At 37.3% G+C, this 25,574-nt stretch carries 20 protein-coding genes, 2 tRNA genes and 1 rRNA gene; 18 read left to right on the top strand and 5 right to left on the bottom strand.

The window, feature by feature from the left end; genetic code table 11:
* Window positions 1-11 precede the first annotated feature (11 nt).
* From rrf to ACLIBG_RS09335, 9 genes are all read left to right on the top strand, one after another.
* Window positions 12-127, top strand: a 5S ribosomal RNA gene (rrf, locus tag ACLIBG_RS09375).
* Window positions 128-314: 187 nt separating this feature from the next.
* Window positions 315-391 (top strand) — tRNA-Met (locus tag ACLIBG_RS09370).
* Window positions 392-574: 183 nt separating this feature from the next.
* Window positions 575-651, top strand: a tRNA-Asp gene (locus ACLIBG_RS09365).
* A 344-nt stretch (window positions 652-995) separates the two neighbouring features.
* Window positions 996-1,967 carry a thiamine-phosphate kinase gene (gene thiL, locus ACLIBG_RS09360; RefSeq protein ID WP_439312497.1) on the top strand — a complete coding sequence of 324 codons (972 nt, stop codon included), beginning with the start codon at window positions 996-998 and terminating at the stop codon, window positions 1,965-1,967.
* 4 nt (window positions 1,968-1,971) lie between these two features.
* On the top strand, window positions 1,972-2,421 hold the full coding sequence (gene tsaE, locus ACLIBG_RS09355) for a tRNA (adenosine(37)-N6)-threonylcarbamoyltransferase complex ATPase subunit type 1 TsaE (RefSeq protein WP_439312496.1): 450 nt from the start codon (window positions 1,972-1,974) through the stop codon (window positions 2,419-2,421).
* Between the two features lie 39 nt (window positions 2,422-2,460).
* Window positions 2,461-3,159 (top strand): tRNA (adenosine(37)-N6)-threonylcarbamoyltransferase complex dimerization subunit type 1 TsaB, encoded by a 699-nt coding sequence (gene tsaB / locus ACLIBG_RS09350; RefSeq protein ID WP_439312495.1) that lies wholly within the window; start codon window positions 2,461-2,463, stop codon window positions 3,157-3,159.
* A 2-nt stretch (window positions 3,160-3,161) separates the two neighbouring features.
* Window positions 3,162-3,611 (top strand): ribosomal protein S18-alanine N-acetyltransferase, encoded by a 450-nt coding sequence (gene rimI / locus ACLIBG_RS09345; protein WP_439312494.1) that lies wholly within the window; start codon window positions 3,162-3,164, stop codon window positions 3,609-3,611.
* Complete coding sequence (tsaD, locus tag ACLIBG_RS09340; protein WP_439312493.1) at window positions 3,608-4,618, top strand: tRNA (adenosine(37)-N6)-threonylcarbamoyltransferase complex transferase subunit TsaD; 1,011 nt, start codon at window positions 3,608-3,610, stop codon at window positions 4,616-4,618. Before rimI ends, tsaD begins: the two co-directional genes overlap by 4 nt.
* Before the next feature lie 266 nt (window positions 4,619-4,884).
* Window positions 4,885-6,060, top strand: coding sequence for an FtsW/RodA/SpoVE family cell cycle protein (locus ACLIBG_RS09335; RefSeq protein ID WP_439312492.1), 1,176 nt, complete (start codon window positions 4,885-4,887; stop codon window positions 6,058-6,060).
* Between the two features lie 242 nt (window positions 6,061-6,302).
* On the opposite strand, the gene ACLIBG_RS09330 is transcribed toward ACLIBG_RS09335, so the two are convergent.
* Window positions 6,303-8,246: an ABC-F family ATP-binding cassette domain-containing protein gene (locus tag ACLIBG_RS09330; RefSeq protein ID WP_439312491.1), complete on the bottom strand. Its 1,944-nt coding sequence runs from the start codon at window positions 8,244-8,246 to the stop codon at window positions 6,303-6,305.
* A 630-nt stretch (window positions 8,247-8,876) separates the two neighbouring features.
* Between ACLIBG_RS09330 and moaC the strand changes: the two genes are divergently transcribed.
* Together moaC and ACLIBG_RS09320 are read left to right on the top strand one after the other, a co-directional pair.
* Window positions 8,877-9,380, top strand: a complete 504-nt coding sequence (moaC, locus tag ACLIBG_RS09325; protein WP_439312490.1) for a cyclic pyranopterin monophosphate synthase MoaC — start codon at window positions 8,877-8,879, stop codon at window positions 9,378-9,380.
* Window positions 9,367-9,999: a redox-sensing transcriptional repressor Rex gene (locus tag ACLIBG_RS09320; protein WP_439312489.1), complete on the top strand. Its 633-nt coding sequence runs from the start codon at window positions 9,367-9,369 to the stop codon at window positions 9,997-9,999. The genes moaC and ACLIBG_RS09320 overlap by 14 nt, the downstream gene beginning before the upstream one ends.
* Window positions 10,000-10,086: 87 nt before the next feature.
* Here ACLIBG_RS09320 and ACLIBG_RS09315 read toward each other — a convergent pair whose 3' ends face one another.
* A complete protein-coding gene (locus ACLIBG_RS09315; protein ID WP_439312504.1) occupies window positions 10,087-10,263 on the bottom strand; it encodes a YdiK family protein in 177 nt (58 codons plus the stop codon).
* Window positions 10,264-10,265: 2 nt separating this feature from the next.
* Entirely contained in the window at window positions 10,266-10,988 is a 723-nt protein-coding gene (locus tag ACLIBG_RS09310; protein WP_439312488.1) for a lysostaphin resistance A-like protein, read from the bottom strand.
* A 300-nt stretch (window positions 10,989-11,288) separates the two neighbouring features.
* Between ACLIBG_RS09310 and groES the strand changes: the two genes are divergently transcribed.
* The 6 genes from groES (at window position 11,289) to ACLIBG_RS09280 (ending at window position 23,162) form a co-directional block, all read left to right on the top strand.
* Entirely contained in the window at window positions 11,289-11,570 is a 282-nt protein-coding gene (gene groES, locus ACLIBG_RS09305) for a co-chaperone GroES (protein WP_439312487.1), read from the top strand.
* Between the two features lie 62 nt (window positions 11,571-11,632).
* On the top strand, window positions 11,633-13,267 hold the full coding sequence (gene groL / locus ACLIBG_RS09300) for a chaperonin GroEL (protein WP_439312486.1): 1,635 nt from the start codon (window positions 11,633-11,635) through the stop codon (window positions 13,265-13,267).
* 591 nt (window positions 13,268-13,858) lie between these two features.
* Window positions 13,859-15,820 (top strand): sensor histidine kinase, encoded by a 1,962-nt coding sequence (locus tag ACLIBG_RS09295; protein WP_439312485.1) that lies wholly within the window; start codon window positions 13,859-13,861, stop codon window positions 15,818-15,820.
* Complete coding sequence (locus ACLIBG_RS09290) at window positions 15,798-16,928, top strand: response regulator (protein WP_439312484.1); 1,131 nt, start codon at window positions 15,798-15,800, stop codon at window positions 16,926-16,928. The genes ACLIBG_RS09295 and ACLIBG_RS09290 overlap by 23 nt, the downstream gene beginning before the upstream one ends.
* 252 nt (window positions 16,929-17,180) lie before the next feature.
* Complete coding sequence (locus tag ACLIBG_RS09285; protein ID WP_439312483.1) at window positions 17,181-21,227, top strand: InlB B-repeat-containing protein; 4,047 nt, start codon at window positions 17,181-17,183, stop codon at window positions 21,225-21,227.
* A gap of 729 nt (window positions 21,228-21,956) precedes the next feature.
* On the top strand, window positions 21,957-23,162 hold the full coding sequence (locus ACLIBG_RS09280) for a M24 family metallopeptidase (RefSeq protein ID WP_439312482.1): 1,206 nt from the start codon (window positions 21,957-21,959) through the stop codon (window positions 23,160-23,162).
* Between the two features lie 233 nt (window positions 23,163-23,395).
* Here ACLIBG_RS09280 and ACLIBG_RS09275 read toward each other — a convergent pair whose 3' ends face one another.
* Both ACLIBG_RS09275 and ACLIBG_RS09270 read right to left on the bottom strand, forming a co-directional pair.
* Window positions 23,396-23,701 (bottom strand): monooxygenase, encoded by a 306-nt coding sequence (locus tag ACLIBG_RS09275; RefSeq protein ID WP_439312481.1) that lies wholly within the window; start codon window positions 23,699-23,701, stop codon window positions 23,396-23,398.
* 16 nt (window positions 23,702-23,717) lie between these two features.
* Complete coding sequence (locus ACLIBG_RS09270) at window positions 23,718-24,644, bottom strand: DsbA family protein (RefSeq protein ID WP_439312480.1); 927 nt, start codon at window positions 24,642-24,644, stop codon at window positions 23,718-23,720.
* A 148-nt stretch (window positions 24,645-24,792) separates the two neighbouring features.
* On the opposite strand from ACLIBG_RS09270, the gene ACLIBG_RS09265 reads away from it, so the two are divergent.
* Window positions 24,793-25,371: a TetR/AcrR family transcriptional regulator gene (locus tag ACLIBG_RS09265; RefSeq protein WP_439312479.1), complete on the top strand. Its 579-nt coding sequence runs from the start codon at window positions 24,793-24,795 to the stop codon at window positions 25,369-25,371.
* The last annotated feature ends 203 nt before the right edge of the window (window positions 25,372-25,574 follow it).

Genomic DNA, 25,574 nt, shown 5'->3' with positions numbered 1-25,574 from the left:
ATCCGTAACGGTCTGGCAGTTATAGCGGAGAGGTCACACCTGTTCCCATACCGAACACAGCAGTTAAGCTCTCCAGCGCCGATGGTAGTTGAGGCTTTGCCTCTGCAAGAGTAGGACGCCGCCAGGCTATAATACTTTTATAATTAAGTACAACTTCTTATGTCGAGGGATGAAGCGATGGGTAATAAACTCATTCCATAACGCAGAGTAATCCCAAAGCACTAAAAATGAATAACCTTGTAGATGTAGGGGTATCATTTTAATAAAGCATCTTACTTTGAAACAAGCAGTAACAATTTAATATTATCTCATATCGCGGGGTGGAGCAGTCTGGCAGCTCGTTGGGCTCATAACCCAAAGGTCGCAAGTTCGAATCTTGCCCCCGCAACCAAATTATTCAATTTACTGTGAAGCTTATACATCTCAGTTAATTGAAGATCAGTAGTACTTTGAAATACAACCAAATTATTCAATCAACTAGTTCAATTAACCCTTTATCAAGTAGAAGTTGAAGCGTGAGATTCGCTGTAGGGTGAACAACGTGTAAATTGATACTTAGTAATTATTATAAAGTGGTCCGGTAGTTCAGTTGGTTAGAATGCCAGCCTGTCACGCTGGAGGTCGCGGGTTCGAGTCCCGTCCGGATCGCCATTATTCTAAACAATCATTATAACTTACAAGATAGTACATGATTCCATTTGTGGAAGTCATGTTTTTTTATGTTTTTACAAAAATATTCATTCATGATCTATTCATTGTCTCGATCGACTAGGATTTATAATAATTTTTCCATATTACAGTTGTTAAGGCTAACGTACGTGAAGGAGTAGAAAAATACCCACTGAATGAAGTTTCGCTTTATGTTCTCTTCTTTATGTCTTGAAAATGATAAGCAGTTCTTGATTGTGCAAATTTAAAACGAGTATTCTTTTTCTTTTCTATCTCTTTTTGCTATCATGAACATATTAGTTATAGAATTACGGTGATATGGGATGATGAATGAATTTGCTTTTATAAACGCTATTAAACAAAAGTCATATAAACAGCCGTCTGTTATAAAAGGTATTGGTGATGATGCATCTGTGATTCGACAAATGTCACAGGATATTGTTACTGCCGTTGATACTTTTGTGGAAGGGATTCATTTCACACAAAAAACAATCGTTCCTTTTGATATAGGCTACCGAGCACTTGCAGCTAATGTTAGCGATCTCGCTGCCATGGGATCCGTTCCAGCTTTTTATCTCGTTTCCATTACAGTACCAAAGACGTTAAGCGAAACTTCGTTAATTAATATTTTTAAGGGAATGAAAAGTCTAGCATCCGATTACGGCATGGATTTAATTGGTGGCGATACTGTTTCCGGATACGAGCTATCCATATCTGTTACAGTGATTGGCTATGTTGAGAGGGGAAAAGCTCGTTATCGAAGTCTGGCAAGAGTTAATGATGTTGTCTTTACTACAGGAACAATAGGTGACTCCCGTGCAGGTCTTCATGTTTTGCAACATCCGGGTGACTATAAAGATAAACAGTTTTTTATTGATCGTCATGTGCGCCCTGAACCTAGGGTGCAATTCTCCCGTGGTATTGCTGAATTAAACCGTGTTGCTCTTAACGATGTTAGCGACGGTATTGCAAATGAGGCGGGGGAAATAGCGGAAGCATCAAATGTAGATATTGTGTTAGATCCGGAATTGATTCCTGAAAGTCCTTTTTTTACTCAATTTTCTTCCAAGCTACAATACGAATGGAAACTATTCGGTGGTGAAGATTTTGAATTGCTAGGAACTGTTCCACAGGCCGATTGGAACGCTGTGCAAACATGTGCTGAAAAAAACAACCTACGGATTACTAAAATAGGGAAAGTAATATGTAGCGCTGAGGGCGGAGGGCGAGTTTATGCGAAAAAGGGCAATCAACTCACTCTACTTGAAAGAAAAGGATATACCCATTTAAGCAGGTGACAAAATGCATCAATTAAAAACGAAGTCGGAACAGGAAACAATAAAATTGGCATCCAAACTGGCGATGCTTTTAAAACCAGGCGATGTACTGACACTGGAAGGTGAATTAGGTGTTGGTAAGACGACCTTTACAAAAGGCCTAGCTGAAGGTTTAGGTGTGAAACGTATGGTAACGAGCCCTACATTTACGATTGTAAAAGAATACAAGGGAGAGCTTCCACTATATCATATGGATGCTTATCGTCTAGAGTACGCGGAAGAAGATATTGGCTTTGACGAATACTTTGGCGGCGAGGGAATTACAGTTGTCGAATGGGCACAATTTATTGAAGAATATATACCACGAGACAGATTGAATATAAAATTAGCATATTTAAATGAACATGAACGGATGCTGACATTCGAACCGGAAGGAATGCATTACAAGCTGGTAACAAATATGCTTATCGGTTAACGTATCATGTTGCGTAAGAAGATTGAAGGAGTCGTTACGATGAACATACTTGCAATAGATACGTCCAACTATGTACTAGGGGTGGCTGTTCTGCAAAATGGTGAAGTGATGGGTGAATTTTGCACCAACGTAAAGAAAAATCACTCTATTCGTTTAATGCCGGCAATTGCTACGTTGATGAATCAACTGGACATGTCACCGGAAGAATTGGATAAAATTATCGTTGCCAATGGTCCTGGTTCATATACCGGGGTACGGATCGGTGTGACAACAGCGAAGACGATGGCCTGGTCGCTTAATATTCCAATCGTTGGTGTATCCAGTCTAGAGGCACTAGCACATCAAGGACGCCTCTATAACAGTTACATTTGTCCTTTTTTTGATGCACGCCGAAAAAACGTATTTACAGGTTTATATAAATGGGAAAACGGACAAATGAACCAGGTGAATAATGAGACGAATATTTCAATGACCGATTGGTTGGCGCAATTGGAGGATCGTAACGCTGATATTTTGTTTTTAAGTCCACATCTATCATCGTTTAACAAGATGATAATGGATCGTTTGGGTGAGCATGCAATAATACCAGAAGCCACATACCACATTACACGCCCGGCACATGTAGCTTTTGCCGGCATTGATAAACAACCGGTCGATGTCCATTCGTTAACGCCAAATTATTTACGAATGGCAGAAGCCGAGGCAAAATGGTTAGAGACACAAAGGGAAGTTAGGTAAACGTGGCACAATTAGTGATTAGAAAAATGGAACTCGATGATATTGACAATGTAATGCAAGTGGACGCGGCTTCGTTTTCCTCACCTTGGCCGAAAGATGTTTTTCAACAGGAAGTCAGCTCAAATCAACACGCTCATTATTTTGTGGCACTCGTTGATGGGATGTTGATTGGTTATGTAGGGTTGTGGATCGTCATGGATGACGCACAAATAACAAATATCGCTGTACATCCGGATTATCGAGGGAATAATTTAGGAGAGAAATTATTTCAGTATGCTTGTCAATTTGCAATTAAAATGATGGTGAAGCGTCTATCCCTTGAAGTGCGTGTTTCCAATACCGTTGCACAAAATATGTACCGGAAATTTGGACTTGTACCGGGTGGTATTCGAAAAAATTATTATACGGATGATGGCGAAGATGCCGTTATTATGTGGGTGAATTTATCATGAAAAAAGACCAATATATCTTAGGAATTGAAACGAGCTGTGATGAAACAGCGGTAGCGATTGTTAAAAATGGGACAGAAATCATAACAAATGTTGTAGCCTCACAAATTGACAGCCATAAACGGTTTGGTGGCGTTGTACCTGAAATTGCTTCTAGACACCATGTCGAGCAAATTACCATTACACTCGAGGAAGCTTTTCAGCAAGCAAAGCTTGGTTGGGAGGATATCGATGCCATTGCCGTAACAGAGGGACCCGGTCTAGTCGGCGCATTGCTGATTGGGGTAAATGCAGCAAAAGCACTTGCATTTGCTAAAAACAAACCGCTCGTTGGTGTACACCATATAGCCGGACACATTTATGCAAATAGACTGGAACAGGCGTTTACTTTTCCTCTGCTGGCACTAATAGTGTCAGGTGGGCATACGGAGCTCGTTTTAATGAAAGACCATGGTCATTACGAAGTTATCGGTGAAACGAGAGACGATGCAGCAGGTGAAGCGTTTGATAAAGTTGCGCGAATGCTTCATTTGCCTTATCCAGGCGGGCCACATATCGATCGGTTAGCAGCAAAAGGAAAAGATGAAATACCATTTCCGCGCGCGTGGCTGGAGCAAGGAAGTTTCGACTTTAGTTTTAGTGGGTTAAAATCTGCCGTAATTAATACGATTCATAATGCAAAACAACGTGGAAAGCATCTTAGCGAGGAAAATATTGCTGCAAGTTTCCAAGCAAGTGTAGTTGAAGTATTGTCGAAAAAAACGTATGACGCAGCAGTATATTATAATGTGAAGCAAGTAATTATTGCTGGTGGGGTTGCAGCAAATAAAGGATTACGAGCTTCCTTGGAACGTAAATTTACGGATGTGGACATTCCTCTCTTAATCCCACCTTTAAATTTGTGTACCGATAATGCAGCAATGATTGCAGCCGCAGGAAGTGTTGCGTATGACCAAGGTAGGCGTTCGGGATGGGATTTAAATGCAGACCCTTCCCTGCTAATTAAATAACAGGTATAATATAAAGATGGCCATTAGCAGTTAGGAACTACCAGCTTTGAGCTGTTGCAGTCACTACGGTCTACGCCGCACAATACGTACTAGTGTAAATCTTTAGGTGGGGCGAGCATTTACTCGCAGTCCGAGGATATTGCGCTTTTAGCCTGTGAGGGCGCTTGCGCTTTTCTTATAAACTGCACACCATATGGCTAATGAAAATTCACGGATTAGCCAATGAATTATTCGTAACTATACAGGGGAGACTTGGTGAGACAACAATGCCTAGGAAACAGTCGCATTATATTCAATTGGATTTTATTATTTTACTTATTTTGTTTATCGGTGTTAGCTTGCTTGCCATTTTTAATGCTCAGCAGTTAGAACAATACAGTGGTGAAAATTTTGTGTTGAAACAAACTGTATTTTTTGCTGCTAGTATTGCTATTTTAGCGGCGATACAATTTGTTGACTTAGACCAACTGTATAAGGCGAGCATTTTTATATATTGCTTTGGTGTTCTGTTATTGGTTATATTACATTTTAGTCCGCCAGGTATAGCAAAAGAAATTAATAATGCGAAAAGTTGGTTTACAGCTATTCCAGGATTTTCTTTACAGCCCTCGGAATTCACGAAAATTGCATTCATTATTTTCTTGGCCGCGATGATAAGTAAACATAAAGAGAAATTTATGAAAAACACGTTAAAAAGTGACTTGTTGCTTTTAGTAAAAATTATTATAAGCACGATCCTCCCGAGTTTGTTTATTTTAGAACAGCCGGATTTAGGATCTGCCATTGTCTTTATATTTATTGCAGGTGTGTTAATTATTTTGTCAGGAATTGACTGGAAGATAATCGCCTTACTTGTTTTGGGAAGTACAGTTGCAATTGCAGCAACCCTATTATTGATCATTAACTTTCCCGATCTTTCGCAAAGTGTTCTGGGAATTAAACCTTATCAAATGGACCGAGTAATGACATGGTTCGACCCTTCGCAGCAAACAGGGGATGACCGTTTTCAAATCGATCGTTCTTTACTAGCAGTTGGATCAGGGCAGTTGATCGGTAAAGGCATGACTAGTCTGCAAGTGTATTTACCAGAGGCACATACCGATTTTATTTTTTCCGTTATTGGTGAAAGCTTCGGATTTATTGGTGGAGCGGCTATTATTTTATTGTACTTTCTTTTAATGTATAAACTGGTTACACTCGGTTTGAAAAGTTATCAATTCAATGTATTTGGTTCTTTTCTTTGTTTTGGATTCTTGAGCCTGCTTCTTATTCATGCCTTTCAAAATATTGGGATGACCATTGGAATTATGCCGATTACTGGTATCCCACTTTTATTAATTAGTTATGGCGGTAGTTCCATCATATCTACCATGATTGGCTATGCACTTGTTTATCGAGTTGCGGTAGAATATTCAAGGCAAAATGATTATTTGTTTAAATAAGCGGTGCCAATAAGGCTGAAATCGTTGAAGCAGCCTAGATGGATTAATATTCGTTTCTACGTAAAAAAATTGGTACACTCAATTATGTTTTTTAACACAACAAAAAAAGTAGAGGAAGGTATATCATATGATGGTAGTGACCCCAAAAGTCAGATTCTCACTCTAACTTTTGGGGTGCAGCACCTATCCGTCCTCTACTTTTTTTGTTTAAATTCAGGCTAATTATGTCATTCGACTGGGCTTTAAGTAAAAGAAATACTTTCTTGTAATGCCGCCCATTCGTCCATTAATGCATCTAGCTTCTTTTTTTCGAGCTCCGTTTCATTCATCAGTTCATGGGATTTTTCATGATCTTGGAAAACTTCGGGCTGAGCCATTTGAGCTTCTAGGTCATTAATTTTTTCTTCAAGCTGCTCGATTTCCTCCTCCAGCTTTTTGACAAGTCGCTCTTTTTTTCGTTGTTCACGTTGCATTTCTTTATCTTGCTGAAAAGCTAACTTTCGATCGGTTATTTGCTGCGGTTTATTTTTTTCGGGATTTTCCAGCTTCTTAATTGCGGCTTCTTCTTGCTTCTTTTCCATATAGTAATCATAATTCCCGAGAAATACGGTTGAGCCATTCGGTTTTAACTCAACGACTTGATCGGCCAGCTTATTAATAAAATAGCGGTCATGGGAAATAAAGAGAATTGTACCTGGATATTCAAGCAAAGCGGCCTCCAGTACCTCTTTACTATCGATATCAAGGTGGTTTGTCGGCTCATCCATTATAAGTAGATTTGCTCGTTGCATCATAAGTTTAGCGAGCGCCAGTCGTGCTTTTTCGCCACCACTTAAAGAATGAACGTGCTTTAAAACATCATCACCGGAAAATAAAAAATTGCCCAATACCGTTCGAATGTCTTTCTCATTGACAGAAGGATAGTCGTCCCACAATTCAGCAAGCACCGTTTTAGCTGACGATAAATCCGCTTGCTCCTGATCGTAATAGCCGATTTGTACATTTGTTCCAAGTTGAATCGAACTGTTACTGTTAGGATGATTGTTGTTTTGTAGAATGGCTTTTAACAATGTTGTTTTTCCTACACCATTGGCACCGACCAATGCGATGCTTTCTCCTCGTTCTATGTTCATGGAAACATTTTTAAATACAGGCACGTCATTACCTTCATATTGGTAGGAGAAGTCATTGATCTTAAGCACATCATTTCCGCTTGCTCGATTGACCTGAAACGAGAAAGAAGCGGAGGATTCTTCTCCTAGAGGCTTATCGACCTTGTCCATTTTCTCTAGCTGTTTTCTTTTACTTTGTGCTCGTTTAGTTGTTGATGCACGAGCGATATTGCGCTGGATGAAGTCTTCCATGTTTTTCATTTGAGATTGTTGTTTTTCATATTGTTTTAATTCACGCTCATATGCAGCAGCTTTTTTTTCAAGATACTTGCTATATGTACCGTGATACTTTGTAGACTGATTGCGGGATATTTCATAAACGATCGAGACGGTTTTATCCAAAAAGTAACGATCGTGCGAGACGATAACGATTGCCCCTTGATAAGATGCCAAAAATTTTTCCAACCAGGTCAATGTTTCAATATCCAAATGATTCGTCGGTTCATCGAGAATTAATAGGTCCGGGTTCCTTAATAAAAGTTTCCCCAGTGCCAAACGCGTTTTTTGGCCGCCACTCAATGCTTGAATTGGTGTATCATAGGTCGATTCAGGAAAATGCAGCCCCGTCAGTACAGCCTTTATATCCGATTCATACTGATAGCCACCACTTTGTTCAAATGCTTGTTGTTTTTCGTCGTATACTGACAATAATTTCATATAGGCATCTTCGTCCATTGCGGATGCAGATTCCATTTGCATTTGCAGTTTCTGCAATTGTTCTTGCTGTTGAATGACATCCTGAAAGACATCCAGCATTTCGTTCCATATCGTTTTATTTGATTCTAAATTCGTATGTTGCGGTAAGTAGCCAACGGTAGTTCCTTTTGGCTTAATTAATTCCCCACTGTCGTAGGATAATTCCCCGCTCATTATTTTCAGCAGTGTGGATTTTCCCGCTCCGTTTCTGCCAACAATGGCAATGCGCTCATCACTCTTCACTTCAATCTTCATATTTTGTAAAATTTGTTCAGCACCAAAAGACTTTGATATATTGTTTAATTGCATTAAAATCATACGATCACCCCAACTTGCGCTCATGTTCATTGTTATAGAGGTTGTTCAAAAAGTCACCAAATTATTAGTGGCGAATCTCTTTGTTGGCTTGTTTCTCCACTCCTTGGAAAAGAAGAAGACTTTTCCTGCGTGCGATGCGGATTCAGGGAAGATCTCCTTATGCTCGAAACCACGCCGACTCGACCTTCTTGCTTCTAATTCGGCACTTTTTGAACACGCACTTATAGTAGTACATCCTTATTAAGTGTATCTTCCTTTTATTTTACTGGCAATGATAATGGGTTACTATATAAGAAGTTGTTCTAAAAGTCCGGTAAAAAATCGCTTTAACCAAGGGAACTTTGACTAAGTACCGACACATCCTGTGTTGAACGTCGAAATCACCACATCCTGTGGAAGCTCGTTGGCTTGCTTTTCCGTTCCTCATGTGGTTAAGGTACTTCTACTAAAACCGCCCACGTCGTGTGGGCAACGTAGAAGTCAATACCTCCTGTACAAGTCCGGTACTCAAAACTGTGCCGTCATGAATACCTTTGCACTTTTTATCCTCCTTTTTGAACACGCACTATAAGTTTTATTTTCTATTATCTGTTAAAATGGAAATAGACTAGAAAATGGGAGATGAACTGTATGACGAAATTCACTCACTTTAATGGGCAGGGGCGAGCGAGAATGGTTGATATAAGCAACAAGAATGAAACCGAACGAACAGCCACAGCAAAAACAAGCATCTTCGTGACAAAAGAAATTCACGATAAAATAACGGCTCGGACGATTGAAAAGGGCGATGTACTAGCGGTTGCACAAGTAGCCGGAATAATGGCCGCAAAAAAAACACCCGACTGGATACCGATGTGCCATCCTTTACAATTGAAGGGAGTCGATATTACATTTGGTTGGCAGATAGATGAGAATAACTTTGAGTTGGAAATTGAAGCTTTTGTGAAAACAAAAGGAAGTACGGGTGTTGAAATGGAAGCGCTAACAGCAGCATCTGCAACTGCTCTGACTATCTATGATATGTGTAAAGCGATAGATAAAGGCATGGTCATTGGTAATACATATCTACTAGAGAAAAAAGGTGGAAAATCAGGGGATTATTATCGGGGGGAAGATAACGATGGCAACCAATAAAATACCACAAGCCACAGCAAAAAGACTGCCGTTATATTACCGTTTTTTAAACAACTTAAATCACCAAGGAAAAACACGTGTTTCATCAAAAGAATTAAGTGAAGCTGTAAAAGTCGATTCCGCAACGATTCGCAGAGATTTTTCATATTTTGGAGCATTGGGGAAGAAAGGGTACGGATACAACGTAGAATATTTGCTTGGGTTTTTTCGGAAAACACTTGATCAGGACGAACTGACAGAAGTCGCTTTAATCGGTGTTGGGAATTTGGGAACTGCATTTTTGCACTATAATTTTTTACGCAATAATAATACGAAAATAGTTAAAGGATTTGATACGAATAGTAATAAAATCGGAACGGAAATTGCCGGTATACCGATTTATCATATCGATCAATTGAAGGAAAAATTAGGAGATGTTCGAGTGGCGATTTTAACTGTACCATCTGCAGCAGCGGAGGAACTAACAGAAACACTTGTATCTCAAGGTATTGAAGGGATTTTAAATTTCACTCCAGCGAGAATTTCTGTTCCTGATCATGTACGCGTCCATCATATTGATTTATCTGTTGAACTACAAGCATTGGTCTATTTTTTAAAACACTATCCACTGAAAGCATAATGTTGGGATGTTATCATTACATAAAGAAATTCGGCATTCACTTATGCTATGCCGAATTTTGCACCTACTACGGTATAAGAAATCTCATTATCGTTTGTTCCGATTTGAGGAAAAGCGTGTTTTTACAAACCGGATACCAACACCAAAATCTAGCGCGGCTATTAATGCAAGTAAAATCGTCATCATACTCCAGCCGGAATCTCCGGCACTTTGAATGGCGATGAATGTAAATAAAATGCCCATCATAAAGTAAACGATTGCCATAATCAAATTATTCCAACCCCCAATATCATCATTAAGACTTCCTGCTGTTCTTGAATCATTCGTTCAAGATCTTCAGGGTCAAATAGAAGCTGCAAACTAACTGAAATTGTATTTAAGCACATATGGACGATAATCGGAACGATAATCCGTTTTGTTTTAACATAAAGAAAAGCGAAAACAAAGCCCATGGAAGCGTAAATTAATATATGAATCGGTTCTCCGTGAATAATACCGAACACAAATGCAGAAATGACTGCAGCAATAAAGAAATTTGTTTTTTTATATAACGTACCGAAAATGACTTTTCGAAAGATAATCTCTTCCAGAATTGGTGCAATAATCGCAGGGATAATAATAAAGACAGGAGCCATTCGGGTAATTTCCATAATCATTGCAGTATTTTCTGATCCAGGAGTAATTCCCAATAATTCCGTTTCAATAAATACGGCTAAAAATTGAGCTGCATAAGCCATAAATACACCAACAATACTCCATACAATAATGGACGGACCATCTGCGGCGGCTCGATCTGGCATGTCTTTCATGTCCGGTTTCATTAACAAAAGGACAACAACAAGCCCGGCAATAAAGCTGAATAAACTCCAATAAATGGCTGCTTCGAATTTACTGATCGGCAAGAGTAAGAAAAGCAAAGGTGTAAACAAATAAGCGGAAAATTGCATTACAATATATGTTAAAATAACGTATCCATATCGTCTTGGCAAAATGACACGACTCCTTTAGCATTGATATAATTCGTGTATCACTATTTCTGCAGAAAGCATGGCTTCATGCTTTAAACACAAGAAAGTGATACGGAAATTGCCAAAAACAAAACACTATTATGATAGTAGCATATTTACCGAATCATACATATTAGAACGGTTTGAATAAATTAAAATAAAAATAGAAGATAATGCTTGCATTTTTCATGAATATTATTTATTATAATAATTGGTGTTAGCACTCAACGTGACCGAGTGCTAATAACGAAAATTCCATTAACGAATTAAGGAGGCTGTCACATGATTAAACCATTAGGAGATCGTGTTGTGATCGAGCTTGTTGAGCAAGAGGAAAAAACATCAAGCGGTATTGTTCTACCGGACTCTGCACAAGAAAAACCACAAGAAGGTAAGGTAGTAGCTGTAGGTTCAGGTGCTATTGTAAATGGTGAAAAAATAGCATTAGAAGTTGCAGAGGGTGACCGTATTATTTTCTCTAAATTTGCCGGTACTGAAGTGAAATACGAAGGTGCTGAATACTTAATTCTTCGTGAAAGTGATATTTTAGCTGTTGTAGGCTAAGAAATTAATACTGTATTAGAAAGCAGATATACTTATGAAATATTTTAAGGAGGTTATTTTATATGGCTAAAGAAATCAAGTTTAGTGAAGATGCACGACGTTCCTTAATGAAAGGTGTCGATACGTTAGCGAACGCAGTTAAAGTAACATTGGGACCAAAAGGTCGAAATGTTGTTTTGGATAAAAAATTTGGTTCACCATTAATTACAAATGACGGTGTAACCATTGCAAAAGAAATTGAACTAGAAGATCGTTTTGAAAATATGGGTGCTCAGCTCGTATCCGAAGTTGCTTCTAAAACAAATGATGTAGCTGGTGACGGTACAACAACAGCTACTGTATTAGCACAAGCTATGATTCGTGAAGGGCTGAAAAACGTTACATCCGGTGCAAATCCTGTTGGCATTCGCCGGGGAATTGAAAAAGCGGTTGAAGCAGCAGTGACAGAATTGAAATCCATTTCTAAAATGATTGAAGATAAAGAGTCGATTTCACAAGTTGCAGCGATTTCATCCGGTGACGATGAAGTTGGACAGCTTATTGCTGAAGCGATGGAGCGCGTTGGTAACGACGGTGTAATTACAATTGAAGAATCCAAAGGTTTTGCAACAGAACTTGAAGTTGTAGAAGGTATGCAATTTGACCGTGGATATGCTTCTCCATACATGGTTACTGACCAAGATAAAATGGAAGCAGTGTTGGAAGATCCATATATTTTGATTACGGATAAAAAGATTTCCAATATCCAAGAAGTTCTACCTGTATTGGAGAAAGTAGTACAAGAAAGTAAACCACTTCTTATCATTGCTGAAGATGTAGAAGGCGAAGCGTTAGCTACGTTAGTTGTTAACAAAATTCGTGGGACATTTAATGCAGTTGCTGTAAAAGCACCTGGATTCGGGGATCGTCGTAAAGCAATGCTTGAAGATATCGCCGTTCTTACTGGTGGAGAAGTAATAACAGAAGATTTAGGACTTGACCTAAAGAGTACAGATATTTCTCAGCTTGGACGTGCTTCAAAAGTTGTTGTTTCTAAGGAGAACACAACAATCGTAGAAGGCGCCGGCAATCCGGAAGCAATTTCTTCCCGCGTGACACAAATCCGTGCACAAGCAGAAGAAACTACTTCTGAATTCGATAAAGAAAAACTACAGGAGCGCTTGGCTAAACTAGCTGGAGGAGTTGCAGTAGTTAAAGTTGGAGCTGCAACAGAAACAGAATTAAAAGAGCGCAAGCTACGTATGGAAGACGCACTTAACTCCACACGTGCAGCTGTAGAAGAAGGAATCGTATCAGGTGGCGGAACAGCACTTGTTAACGTGTATAAAAAAGTTGCTGAGCTAGCCTTAGAAGACGACGAAGCAACAGGTGCAAGCATCGTATTACGTGCGCTTGAAGAGCCAGTTCGTCAAATCGCTGAAAATGCTGGTCTCGAAGGTTCCATCGTTGTTGAGCGTCTAAAAGGCGAAGCTATTGGCGTTGGTTTTGACGCAGCAAAAGGTGACTGGGTGAACATGATTGACGCAGGTATCGTTGATCCAACAAAAGTTACTCGTTCTGCATTACAACATGCAGCATCCGTCGCATCCATGTTCTTGACTACCGAAGCAGTAGTAGCAGACATGCCTGAAGAAGAAGCAGGCGGTGGCGGAATGCCAGACATGGGCGGCATGGGCGGCATGCCAGGAATGATGTAGGGTCAACAGGATGTTGATCACTTGAACGTTGCAACACGACGTTGCGGTTTTAGTTCAAGTTCCTTAATAAATTAAATAAAGATTGATATGACGGGGTTTGCCAGAGGGCAGACCTCGTTTTTTGCTGTAAAGGTAATAAAAAGATAACATTTATTATTAGCTTTTCAAGTAAATCTCGATACATCATTTAATAAATCATCAATATATTTAACTTTCATTTTTTCGTTAACATGAGTATACTTTCAAAGTCGTCTCAGGATCTTCTGAACAAAACAAGGTTCCCACAGATCTTAACTCTATCGCCTTGATCTTCTTTATACTTCTTGACCTACATATGCATTCTTTTAATACAATTCCTTGCAACCACGACAAATTCCTACAATTTCTGCTACCATTTTGACGGAAATTAGTTTAAAATTTCTATCATAACCTTTTTTCAATTCGGACACCTTTAAAAATATTTTTATAAAAATACCAACTACTGTGACCAGTTATCAAACTAACATTACTCCCTTTATTTTGAGTTTAGATTTTTTTAATACGGTGCTAATCATTTATGGAAAAAAGTTAGTAAAAGAAAGGGGCGGCGATTTGAAATGTACTAAGCAGGTATTTCTATGGGTATCATTTGTCGTTATTGTTGGATTAGGCATTTATTACTGGGATGCGCTTAATAATGAGGGCCTTGTTAAGGATGGAGAAGTAAATATATCTGAAACTGACTTTGCTAATAACGGTGTCATAAAATTAAATGGTGAGTGGGAATTTTATTGGGGAAAACTTCTTACATCTGAGGATTTAGAAGGATTGGATACAACTGTTCCATATATTAATGTGCCAGGAAGCTGGATTCGTGACCTTGATGGGAACCGATATGCAAATAAAGGATTTGCAACGTATCGGATGGTGATAAATGATATTCCTGAGAATCAATTTTTTGGAATGAAAAAGTCAAATATTCGCAATGCAAGTAAAATATTTGTTAATGGTGAACTGGTGCTAGAGGATGGTCAGGTTACGAGGACTTTGGAAAAAAGTATTCCGGGTAATAATTCTGAAATGGTATACTTTGAAATGAATGAATCGACTGCAGAAATTATTATACAAGCATCCAATCATGAGTATATTGTTGGAGGTATATCCAAACCAATTTTATTTGGTTCACAACGAGAAATGATTAAAGGTCAGCAACAGAGTATTATATTTGAATTTGCGATGATTTTTATTGTGTTTATGGTAGGAGTGTTTTATACGATCTTATTTATAACGAGTAAATATTATCGGATAAAGGAGCCAGCAACCTTTGCTTTGGCGTTTGCGTGTTTATGCTTTGGTATCATGGGGAGTATCTATAGTGAGCGAATCATTACAATTATCATTCCTGAAATAACGTTGAGTTCGACTTTTCGCTTTGGACACATTGTGAATGCATTGTCGGGTATTTTTGTTTTAATGGTTGTGAATAAAATAAATGCTAAATTTTTACCGAATCAAGTGAGAAATATAATTGCAATCATTTTTGGATTTTTAATCTTGTTTGCCCTATCGCTCCCATTGGAAATATATTTAGGGACATTAACGTTTTATATGATTTTTGGTGTGTGTGCATTTTTTTCCATGTGGCTTAGAATCTTTTGGTTATACCTTAACAAAAAGCACGCTGTTAATAGCTCGGTGGAGCATATAACCTTAGTTATTGCAATGTTTTGTGTATTTCAGTTTTGGTTTGATGTTACTATTTATAGTTTTGGGTTAACGTCAAATATGGATGTTGCATTTTTTTGTATGGCAGTTTTTAGTATTGCCATCGCATCCCTATTAATCCATCGATACACACTTTATTATAAAAAAAGTGCAGAGTTATCTTATGAACTTTTAGAAACACTTAACATAGTTTCAGAGAAATCTAGTCAGGTCGATGAGAAAGAGCTAGCTTTTCTGCAGGCACAAATTAAACCGCATTTTTTATTTAATGCATTGAACGTGATTGCATCACTGGTTTTAACCAATAGAGACAAAGCTTACGAGTTAGTATTATCATTAAGTGATTATTTGCGTGCGAAGTTTGATTTTTACAATAAAGAACAGTGGATTAGCGTACATGAGGAATTAGATTTTATTTATGCTTATCTTAAGATTGAAAAGGCTAGATTTGAAGATAGGCTAAAGGTAATCGCCTCAATTGAGGATGGTGTAGATTTTGTTGTTCCACCATTTATAATCCAACCAATAGTAGAGAACGCAGTGCGTCACGGGATTAATATGAAAAAAGAAGGTGGCACGGTTACTATTACTATTGAAAAGACAGCTGAAGGTCATAACATTTCTGTTTCGGATGATGGCATAGGAATTTCAGAAGAAAAATTACAAAATATTTTACATAGTAATCGTTCGAATGGTGACGGGATTGGATTACATAATATTCAAAAAAGAATGAAGCGGTTATTTGGCTATGGTTTATCAATTGAAAGTGTACAAGGGAAAGGTACAACGATTTCATTAAATATACCTGATCGCGGGGGCGTTGATAATGAAATTTCTCTTACTAGATGATGAAAGAATGGCTCTAGAGCATATGAAGCACATTTTTGAAAAGAGTAAGCGAGTAAAAAAAGAAAATATATCTACTTTTGTTTCACCGTCAGATGCATTAACATGGGCACAGAAAGAGCTGGTTGATGTTGCTTTTGTTGATATTGAAATGCCTGAAATGAATGGTTTAGCCTTTGCGGATAAATTGAAGATGGTGCAACCGCAAATTGAAATTGTATTTATTACTGCTTATAAGGATTATGCTGTAGAGGCGTTTGAACAATATGCGCTTGATTATTTATTGAAGCCTGTGCGGTTAGAGAGAATAGTACAAACATTAGATAGAATTGAAAGCAGGATAAAGGAAAAAAGAGGCTTCGAAAAATCTTTAGAAATCACTACGATAAATGTGATGGGGAACGTAATTATTCAAGTGAATAACAAGGAAATTGATTTAAAGTGGCGATCTGGTAGAGTAAAGGAATTATTTTTACTATTATTGCATTTTCGTGAAAGAGCGATTTCAAAGTTTGAGATAATTGATATCATCTGGCCAGGTTCTACGGATAAAAAAGCTACTACCCATTTACATATGACGATTTATCGCTTGCGTCAGTTAATTCGTGCACATGAACTGGACATATCTATCAAGTTTCAAAATGATTCGTATCAATTGGTGTTAGGTCAAATGATTAAAACGGATGTAGATCAGTGGTATGAGCATTTGAAAAATTACCCAACTGTTACACAAGAAAATGTTAGAGATTGTATTTCAGCTCTTTCATTTGTAAGAGGGCGTTACATGGAAAACCTGGACTACACTTGGGCAAATAACGAGCAGACTTATTTACAAAATCTATATAGAAATCGATTAATCGACATTTCACGTTGTTTGTCTAAAGCTCAGCAATTTGATGAAGCAATTATGTATTATGAAAAAGTTTCTGATCTTCTTTTTCACGACGACGGGATTGTGTTAGAACTATTTCAATTATACGCTTTAAAAAAACGTAGTCAGGATATTGAGCGACTATATCAAAGACTAAAACAATTCTATCAAGAAGAAATGCAAGCACCATTAAATAAGACCATTAATCAATGGTATAAAAATTGGAAAGAAAAAAATTGAAGCATTTTTTCTAACATATTTTTTGAGAATAGCAGGGTATATTTCACTAGATATATAGCCCTGCTTTTTCTAATGTTAAGTCTATGTTTAGTGTCGTACTATATAATTTTGTAGGAAAATGTAGAAAAATCACTAAAGGGAATGTTTGGATACGATTATTAGAAGTAGAATCCTACCTGGAACTGATACATAAGGCTTAGTCTTACCTATATATAATATGGAGTTTATATAAAAAAATGATGGAGGAGTTTTATGAAGAAGCGAGATGTTAGAAGATTGAATAAGGGGATAACCATATGGGTCATTGTTATGTTATTAATTCCGATGCTGCCGGTAATGCCGATGAGTGCATCGGCAGAAGGGACATCTAAACCAATTACGATTGCACAGGGTGCTCAGGGTGAACCGGAGAATGGAGGTTTAGGATTTAATGATGGTTTTTCTCCAGACTATTGGAATATTGGTATGGATGCTGACCTAGAAGGGGACCGCATTGTATTAACACCAAAAGGAAAGAATAAAACGGGATTTGCCTATATGAAAAATAGTATTCATTTAAGAGAAGATTTGTCTTTTAATGCGAAGTATACATTTAAAATATCAGAGTCTGACACCTATGGCGCCGACGGGATTGCTTTTGTTATTCAAAGTAAAAGTAATACGGCTGGTCCTCCAGGTGGTGCAATGGGCTACAGTGGTATTGGACCAAGTGTTGTAGTGGAAATAGATACATACGAAAATGAAGATGATCCTTCCGAAAGCCATATTGCGATTATGAAAAATGGTAATTATAAGGAACATTTAGCCTCGAAAAACATACAAACCATTGACCACGATAATAATCTATATTCGGTTTGGGTTGATTATAGTGATGGTCAAATGAAGGTATATTTTGCCGAGGATAATAGTGGGAATGCTACAAAACCAGAAACTCCTCATGTCTCGCATGAAATTGATTTCAAAGAAATTTTTGGTGAGACGAGGGATGTTTTTGTTGGATTCTCATCAGCAACAGGTTGGTCCTATTCCAAACACGAGATTCTAGGTGTTTTATTTGATAGTGAGTATACGTCAGCTGGAATTAAAGAAAATGATAACTATGTGCAAGCACCAAAGCCTGATGCCCCTGCAGCAATGACTATAACAAAGCAAGAGGATCAAGAAGTTACGGTAACTCCTGAAGCAGGAAAAACATATATTTTCTACGAGAACAAAGAAGACGTGAAGCCAATCTCCTCTGGAACTGAATTGGTCATTGAACCAAGTATGAATACAAATGGAAAAAAATATTACTATTCAATCGTTGAAAATGGTGTGCAAAGTGACCGGGCTCCGATTGAAGTTTTAATGGAAGATAAAGGTATTTCCACTTCTGAAGGGTCAACAACTTTTGAAACTGGCAACCCTGAAATAATTGATGAGAATATCACTATTGATATTTACTCTATTCCAACGTTGGACCAGGCAAGTGTTGTTATTGACAATTTCAAGATTGGTGATATGCTTTCATTTACGAATCAGGGTGGTATATCTGGATCGTATAATGATGAAAATGGTGTATTAACACTTAATGGAGAGGCAACTGTTGAGGAATATCAAGCAGCTTTAAGGTCTGTTACATTTTCAACTATTTCTACTAGTGCAGCAGAACGAGAAATTACGTTTACCATTTCACCAAATGATGTAAACATGTCAGATAAGAAAACTATGAAAAAAGCTAAATATTCTGCTCAAGTAATTCATGGAAGTGGGGACGGAGAGTACACTTCAGGTACTAAAGTAAGTATTACGGCAGAAGAAGCTCCTGAGGACCAGCGGTTTAAATCCTGGGAAGTAACAAGTGGAGATGTGACATTAGCAAATGCTAAAGAGTCATCTACTACGTTCACAATGCCAGCTAACCCAGTAGAACTAAAAGCAACATACGAAGTAATTCCTTATGAAGTAACAGTGAAGAATGGCATAGGGGATGGAGAATATACTCTAGGAACGACAGTCACTATTACTGCAGAAGAGGCTTCTGAAGGCCAGCGATTTAAATCCTGGGAAGTAACAAATGGGGATGTGACACTAGCAGATATTAAAGCGTCCACTACTACTTTCATCATGCCATCTGGTCCAGTAGAAGTAAAAGTAGTATATGAATCTATTTATGCAATGACGGTGGAAAATGGAACTGGGACAGGTGCGTATGCAGAGGGAGACACAGTAACAATTACAGCAGGAAAGGCTTTCGAAGGCCAACGTTTTAAAGCATGGGAAGTACTAAGTGGTGATTTGACGTTAACAAATGAAAAAGAGTCAATTACTACGTTCACCATGCCATCTGGTCCAGTAGAGGTAAAAGCGACGTATGAAGTTATTCCTTATGAGGTAACAGTGGAGAATGGCACAGGAGGTGGGGAATACACCCCAAGTGCTAAAGTAAGTATTACGGCAGAAGAAGCTCCTGAAGGCCAGCGGTTTAAAGCATGGGAAGTAACAAGTGGAGATGTGACATTAACAAATGCTAAAGAGTCATCTACTACGTTCACAATGCCTGCTAACCCAGTAGAACTAAAAGCAACATACGAAGTGATTCCTTATGAAGTAACAGTGGAGAATGGCATAGGGGATGGAGCGTACACTCCAGGAACGACAGTCACTATCACGGCAGAAGAAGCTCCTGAGGGCCAGCGGTTTAAATCCTGGGAAGTAACAAGTGGAGATGTGACATTAGCAAATGCTAAAGAGTCATCTACTACGTTCACAATGCCAGCTAACCCAGTAGAACTAAAAGCAACATACGAAGTAATTCCTTATGAAGTAACAGTGAAGAATGGCATAGGGGATGGAGAATATACTCCAGGAACGACAGTCACTATTACTGCAGAAGAGGCTTCTGAAGGCCAGCGATTCAAATCATGGAAAGTAACCAAAGGAGTAGTTGACTTAAAGCAAACCACGTCAGCGGAAGCAACCTTTAAAATGCCTTCAGAAGCTGTGATAGTTGAAGCAGTGTATAAAAATTTAACAGAAGAAGAAATTAAAGAGCAGTTAGAAGAAGCAGCTAACTTTTTAACGCTCGAAACAGCCTTTACATTTAGTAAGGAAGATACATGGGAAAGTATTACATTGCCGTTCTTTATGTTAACGGAAGGTAAACATGATACAACGATTGAATGGACGTCTAGTAATCCAGATGTAATTTCAATTGATGGTCATAGTGCTACTACTTACAGACAGAAAAAAGGCAAATCAGTTATCTTAACAGCAACGGTTTCTAAAGGAGATTATTCGATCAAGAAAACATTTCTTTTAATCGTAAAAAGTAACCTCGTTAAGAACAAAGCAAGTGAATCAATAAAACGTAAAGCTGGAATTAAGTATGGTAAGAAAAATACAACATTGAACTTAATTGAGCGTATCAATTTGTATGACAACAATAATCTTCTTATTAATAAGATAGATAAAATTATTGTTAACGAGCAAATGATCACATCAAATTTGAATAACCGTTTTTCTGTATATTTATCTGATGATCTGAGTGATCCCGCAGATGAATTAGCAATTGAAATTAACTCTGCAGCCTTACAGAAAATCAAAGGTGATTTAGAAGTCAAAACAGATCAAGCGACGATTTTATTAAGTAAAGAGGAAATAAACCGCTTGAACAAAAGCATATTAGATTTATATTTCCGAGTGGTTCCAGTACGTAATGAGCAAACTAAAGAGGATATTAAAAAAGGTATCTCAGCAGACTCTTCCTTACAATCACTCTTGAATTCTATTCATAAAGATGCGATTGCAAAAATGCTAGGAACACCAAAAGAAATTGAAACAAATTATTCTGGTTATCGTACAGAAGTAATCTTACCAATCACAGAGTTCTATCATGAGGGCATGGATTTAGATAACATTCGTGTTTATATTGAGCATAGTGATGGAACGATTGATATTCAAGAAGGTACAATCACGTATGATAAGGACACTCCTGTTGGATTTAAATTTGCTATCGATAAATTTAGTACATTTACATTATTAGAAATAGAAGTACCGGAAGATGCAAGTTCTGATGCAAATGAGGGGAATAATGGAGTAGATGGACAAGAGCCAACTGCCGATCATGATAACTCAAATGGTAATCAAGTTTCAATAAATGATAATAATGTAGATGTAGAAAGTCAAGAAAATAACGAGCAAGGGGAATCGTTACCTATGACAGCATCTAATATGTTCTCATACTTGTTCGTTGGTTTACTTCTATTAATTGCAGGTCTATCAATCTATTATTATAGACGATTCAGAAAGAATGGTTAAATGAGACTTTAGCTTTTGCAACTTACAAAAAACATATCCACTAAGGGGTATGTAAGCCAAAAGAAGATAGTTACGGTGAATATTATTAATATGTTTATTAGTTCACCCACAAGTAGATAGAACATAGCTCATAAATTATAGTTGAAGCGAGCAAGCTTGTCGTTTGGCAGCTTAGATTAATTCATTTACGCTTCTATTGTCACAATTTTTCCAGTTCATAATTATATGGTCAATCAGTTATTTAAAGTGTTTACTCTATAGAGTGCATTTTACACTTCCTGATTGACCTATTTTTATTGGTTGTATGTTTAAGGAAGCCGGGATAAGCCCTATTCTTTTAATTGTTTTCATTGATATAATTAAATTAAAACTTTTAGCTATCCTTAATTTGATTTTAGTCACACTACATGATAGTTATGTACGTATGTTCTGCTTTTCAATAAGTCCCACTTTCGTTCTCATTTGTCGACTAATCAATTAAGGAACTTTTCGATCATATTACAAGTGATTTAAAAAATCGGCACTAGATAAAGATAGAAATGCGCGAGTTTTTGATGATGTTTTACATTCCTTTAATTACTTTTTGAGACGTATAATCACTGTTCTGTACATGTGAATGATTTTAAAACATATTGAACTCCTCATGTTTAATCCACTTGTTAAGTCGGGTATAGCTCGTTTTAATGAGACGTTAAATGAAGACGAAAGGAAAGAGAGGAGCAAGTAGTAATGCAGAAACGATTCAGCCTAAAGGAGTACAAACAGAGACTGAAAAAGGTGAAAACGAAGATGGAAGATGAAGGTATAGATGCTCTTTTCGTTTCAAATCCATCTAGTATGAATTATTTATCTGGTTATGATGCGTATTCCTTTTATGTTCCACAAGGGCTCATCGTTATTAAGGAGCAAAATGAACCACATTGGATTGGGAGAAAGCATGATGCGAACGGTGCTAAGCTAACAACATGGATTGATAATGATAACATCCATTATTATACAGATGATTATCTCCATGCGAGAGATAAACATCCAATGGAGATAGTAGCGAACTTGTTTAAAAAGATGAACAAACATCGATGTCGAGTCGGTGTTGAAATGGACCAACATTATTTTTCAGCAAAGGATTATGTAACATTAAAAAATGAATTGCCTGATGTAGAATTTTACGATGCCACAACAATGGTTAGCAATGTACGGATGATTAAATCGAACCAGGAACTACAATATATGAAAAATGCCGCTAGAAATGCTGAGTATGCCATGCAAACAGCTGTAAATTCCATACAGAAAGGTGTGGCTGAAAATCAGGTTGCTGCAGATATTTATCACGCGCAAATAAAAGGTGGAGAAGGCATAGATGGTGATTATCCAGCTATTGTTCCATTATTACTTTCTGGAGTAAAAACTTCGAGTCCACATTTAACATGGGGCGGTGAAGTTTTTCAAGGAAATGAGTTTATTACCCTTGAGCTTGCGGGAGTTCATAAGCGCTATCATTCACCTCTTGCAAGGTCAATCAAGCTTGGTCAACCAACTGCTGAGGAACAACGTCTAGAAACTGCTGCACGAGAGGGGCTTAATCAAGCACTTGACTTTGTTCAACCAGGTAAGACGTGTGGTGAAGTGGCACAGGTTTGGGTTGATGAAGTGAAAAAACACGGTTTTGAAAAAGATGACCGTCTTGGCTATTCGGTTGGGTTAAGTTATCCACCCAATTGGGGAGAGGAAACCGCAAGTATTCGTCTAGGAGATGAAACTGTTTTACAACCAAATATGACGTTTCATTTAATTTCTGGATTATGGGAGAAAAATAATGGCGCAGAATGTAGTGAAACGTTTGTAGTGACGAAAAACGGTTGCGAAGCACTTGCTAATTTTCCTCGTGAGTTGATTGTGAAACAGGAAAATAAAAATAACATTTACCATGGTTACTAAATTAAGGAGTGATCCATCTATATATTCCAATAAACGTTACAGTCGGTATGGGAATATGAAGATTAATTTTTAAAGAAGAACAACACAAACTTAAAAATCCCCTCCAAATTCACAGCATATCATAAAATCGACTGTCCAAAAGGAAGTCGATTTTATATTGATTACTTTACTTGAATACAATTTTCATTAAAGGATTTTAATGTCTAAATATGCATCTGACGAGTATGTTTTTGTTACTTTATAGGCCCTTTATTAATTTCCGTAAGTTTAGTGTTTACTGCAAAGATTTTGGCGTTGATGTCTGTAATTCCAAATCCGCCTAATCTTTTAGAATGCATGTCTAAATACTTTTCGGCTGTTTCTTTTGTTTCGAAACTGTAAATTCCACCGGCTTCATTCGTTTCGGGATTCTCTGTCCAAACCTTCCAAATAAATCCATCTTCATCATTGATACTTTTTGCTAAATCAGTAAACGCTTCCGCCATTTCATCTCCAAACGGTCCATTCATTTTAAAATCCACTTGTAATACGTATACCATGGTCATTCTCCTCCTCTTATTTAGTAATTGTGAAGTAAGACTCCCCTAGAAATTCCTTTGTTTCATAATGATCTGATGAAAGATTTTTTTCAATGAAAGAGAGTACATCTGATTGTTCAACTTCATACATCTCTTCAATTTCTTTTGAAAATAGCAGTTTTTCTTTTTCAAGTAGGTTAGAAAGGGAAATTTGTTGTCTTGGTTGCAATGCTTCTAGATTTAAAACTTGTTTCAATCCGTCAACGTAGGATTCAAATGGACGACCACCAACAATTTTTACCCCTTTATTTTCCTCATTAATCATGATAATGCTAGGAAACCCTCTGGCACCTAGGTTTCCAGCCAGACTAAAATCTTCATTTAGTAATTGTTGTCCGATTGGTTGTTCTGCTTCATTTACAATAGATTCCCCATCGAGATCTAGTTTATTTACAATTTCAATTAAAACAGACTTATCCGAAATGTTTTGATTAAATACGAAAAGTGCTTCTCTTGCACGGCGTAAATAATCAGATGCTAGGCTCTCGTTATGATTGTTTTGAATTACTTTAAACACACGAGAAGGCGGGTAAGAAGATTGAACAGGATTATCAATCATTAATGAGCCATCAATAGGCATTCTAGAATGTTCTCCAACTTCTCTCCAGTGACCAGCAACGTCAGCTGGCTTATAAATTCCATTCGCAGGATCTATTGGTCCGTCATGCCATTTTTCCAGCAATCCGCCCATTACTGTATGAAAGTTAAAATAATGACCATACTGCTCTATAAACCGACGAAGTACAGGTTCAATTGCCCAACAATGCGAACAAATAGGATCCGTTACATAATAAATGTTTATGGACTTTTTAGGTCGATTGAAATCGATAATTTCCATTTCTTCGTCTCCAGCTACACCACATACACCTGCTTCTACATCACATCTCATATTTTTATAGGTCATTTTATTGTGCCTCATTTCGGTAAGTTAATTATTTGCTTGCAATTGAATTGTATAACATAATGAAAATTATCAACACCAATAGTTTGTTCGTTTTGTTGGTTATACAACATATTGAACATAATGTTTAAAAAGCAGGTGAGCTATTAACATGAATGAACCAAAGATGGACCTTCGAATCCGACGTACCCGTAAATTAATTATGGATTCGTTTATGGAACTTTCAAGTAAAAAAGAATTTAAGGATATAACCGTTAAGGATATTGCAACTGAGGCTATGATTAATCGAGCCACATTTTATTATCATTTTGAAGATATATATGATTTATTGGAAAAGGTATTATCAGAAGTATTATTAGTTAATTTGGATTGTACTAACTATCAAAATAATGAATTAAATGAAGAAGCAATAGTTAGAACATTTATCGCGATAACGAACTTCCAAAAGTCATTATCCAATCGTTGTCATAGAGGATACGAGGATACCATTGCTCGGATTATTAGAGAACAGCTTGAAGTCATTTTTTATACAATGCTCTTAAAACAAAATAATTCTGAAGAGGATGAAGCTCTAAAAATTACTGCTGTTATATTAAGCTGGGGAATTTACGGAGTTTCTGTAGAATGGAATAGAAGTAGTGTGAAGATACCACCAGAAGAATTTATTAAATTAGCGATTCCTTATCTCGTTTCTGGGATAGATTTTATGTCAGCAAACAAACAGATATGAATTGTTCCATTTTAATGGGGATTAGGGAAGATAATGTTTTAGTTAACGCGGAAGAGCTCCAAATACACCGAGATAGACATTACTAATAATCGCACCCTTTATACTTCACTTCTCGCTTCTTTATAGTCAATTTTGACTTAAGTATATTAAATTTAATATAAATCAGTTTTTAGGGTTGCATTATCCTGATTTCCGTTATACAA

It is taken from the genome of Virgibacillus sp. W0181 (genome assembly GCF_051846915.1).
GTDB lineage: Bacteria > Bacillota > Bacilli > Bacillales > Amphibacillaceae > JBPYCR01.
Note: the sequence above shows the minus strand (reverse complement) of the source record. Positions and strands in the feature narration are given on the sequence as shown.

Coding starts and splice junctions, on each gene's coding strand:
- thiL (WP_439312497.1), top strand. CDS start 996: ATGAATGAATTTGCTTTTATAAACGCTATTAAACAAAAGTCATATAAA.
- tsaE (WP_439312496.1), top strand. CDS start 1,972: ATGCATCAATTAAAAACGAAGTCGGAACAGGAAACAATAAAATTGGCA.
- tsaB (WP_439312495.1), top strand. CDS start 2,461: ATGAACATACTTGCAATAGATACGTCCAACTATGTACTAGGGGTGGCT.
- tsaD (WP_439312493.1), top strand. CDS start 3,608: ATGAAAAAAGACCAATATATCTTAGGAATTGAAACGAGCTGTGATGAA.
- ACLIBG_RS09335 (WP_439312492.1), top strand. CDS start 4,885: ATGCCTAGGAAACAGTCGCATTATATTCAATTGGATTTTATTATTTTA.
- ACLIBG_RS09330 (WP_439312491.1), bottom strand. CDS start 8,246: ATGATTTTAATGCAATTAAACAATATATCAAAGTCTTTTGGTGCTGAA.
- moaC (WP_439312490.1), top strand. CDS start 8,877: ATGACGAAATTCACTCACTTTAATGGGCAGGGGCGAGCGAGAATGGTT.
- ACLIBG_RS09320 (WP_439312489.1), top strand. CDS start 9,367: ATGGCAACCAATAAAATACCACAAGCCACAGCAAAAAGACTGCCGTTA.
- ACLIBG_RS09315 (WP_439312504.1), bottom strand. CDS start 10,263: ATGGCAATCGTTTACTTTATGATGGGCATTTTATTTACATTCATCGCC.
- groES (WP_439312487.1), top strand. CDS start 11,289: ATGATTAAACCATTAGGAGATCGTGTTGTGATCGAGCTTGTTGAGCAA.
- groL (WP_439312486.1), top strand. CDS start 11,633: ATGGCTAAAGAAATCAAGTTTAGTGAAGATGCACGACGTTCCTTAATG.
- ACLIBG_RS09290 (WP_439312484.1), top strand. CDS start 15,798: ATGAAATTTCTCTTACTAGATGATGAAAGAATGGCTCTAGAGCATATG.
- ACLIBG_RS09285 (WP_439312483.1), top strand. CDS start 17,181: ATGAAGAAGCGAGATGTTAGAAGATTGAATAAGGGGATAACCATATGG.
- ACLIBG_RS09280 (WP_439312482.1), top strand. CDS start 21,957: ATGCAGAAACGATTCAGCCTAAAGGAGTACAAACAGAGACTGAAAAAG.
- ACLIBG_RS09275 (WP_439312481.1), bottom strand. CDS start 23,701: ATGGTATACGTATTACAAGTGGATTTTAAAATGAATGGACCGTTTGGA.
- ACLIBG_RS09270 (WP_439312480.1), bottom strand. CDS start 24,644: ATGACCTATAAAAATATGAGATGTGATGTAGAAGCAGGTGTATGTGGT.
- ACLIBG_RS09265 (WP_439312479.1), top strand. CDS start 24,793: ATGAATGAACCAAAGATGGACCTTCGAATCCGACGTACCCGTAAATTA.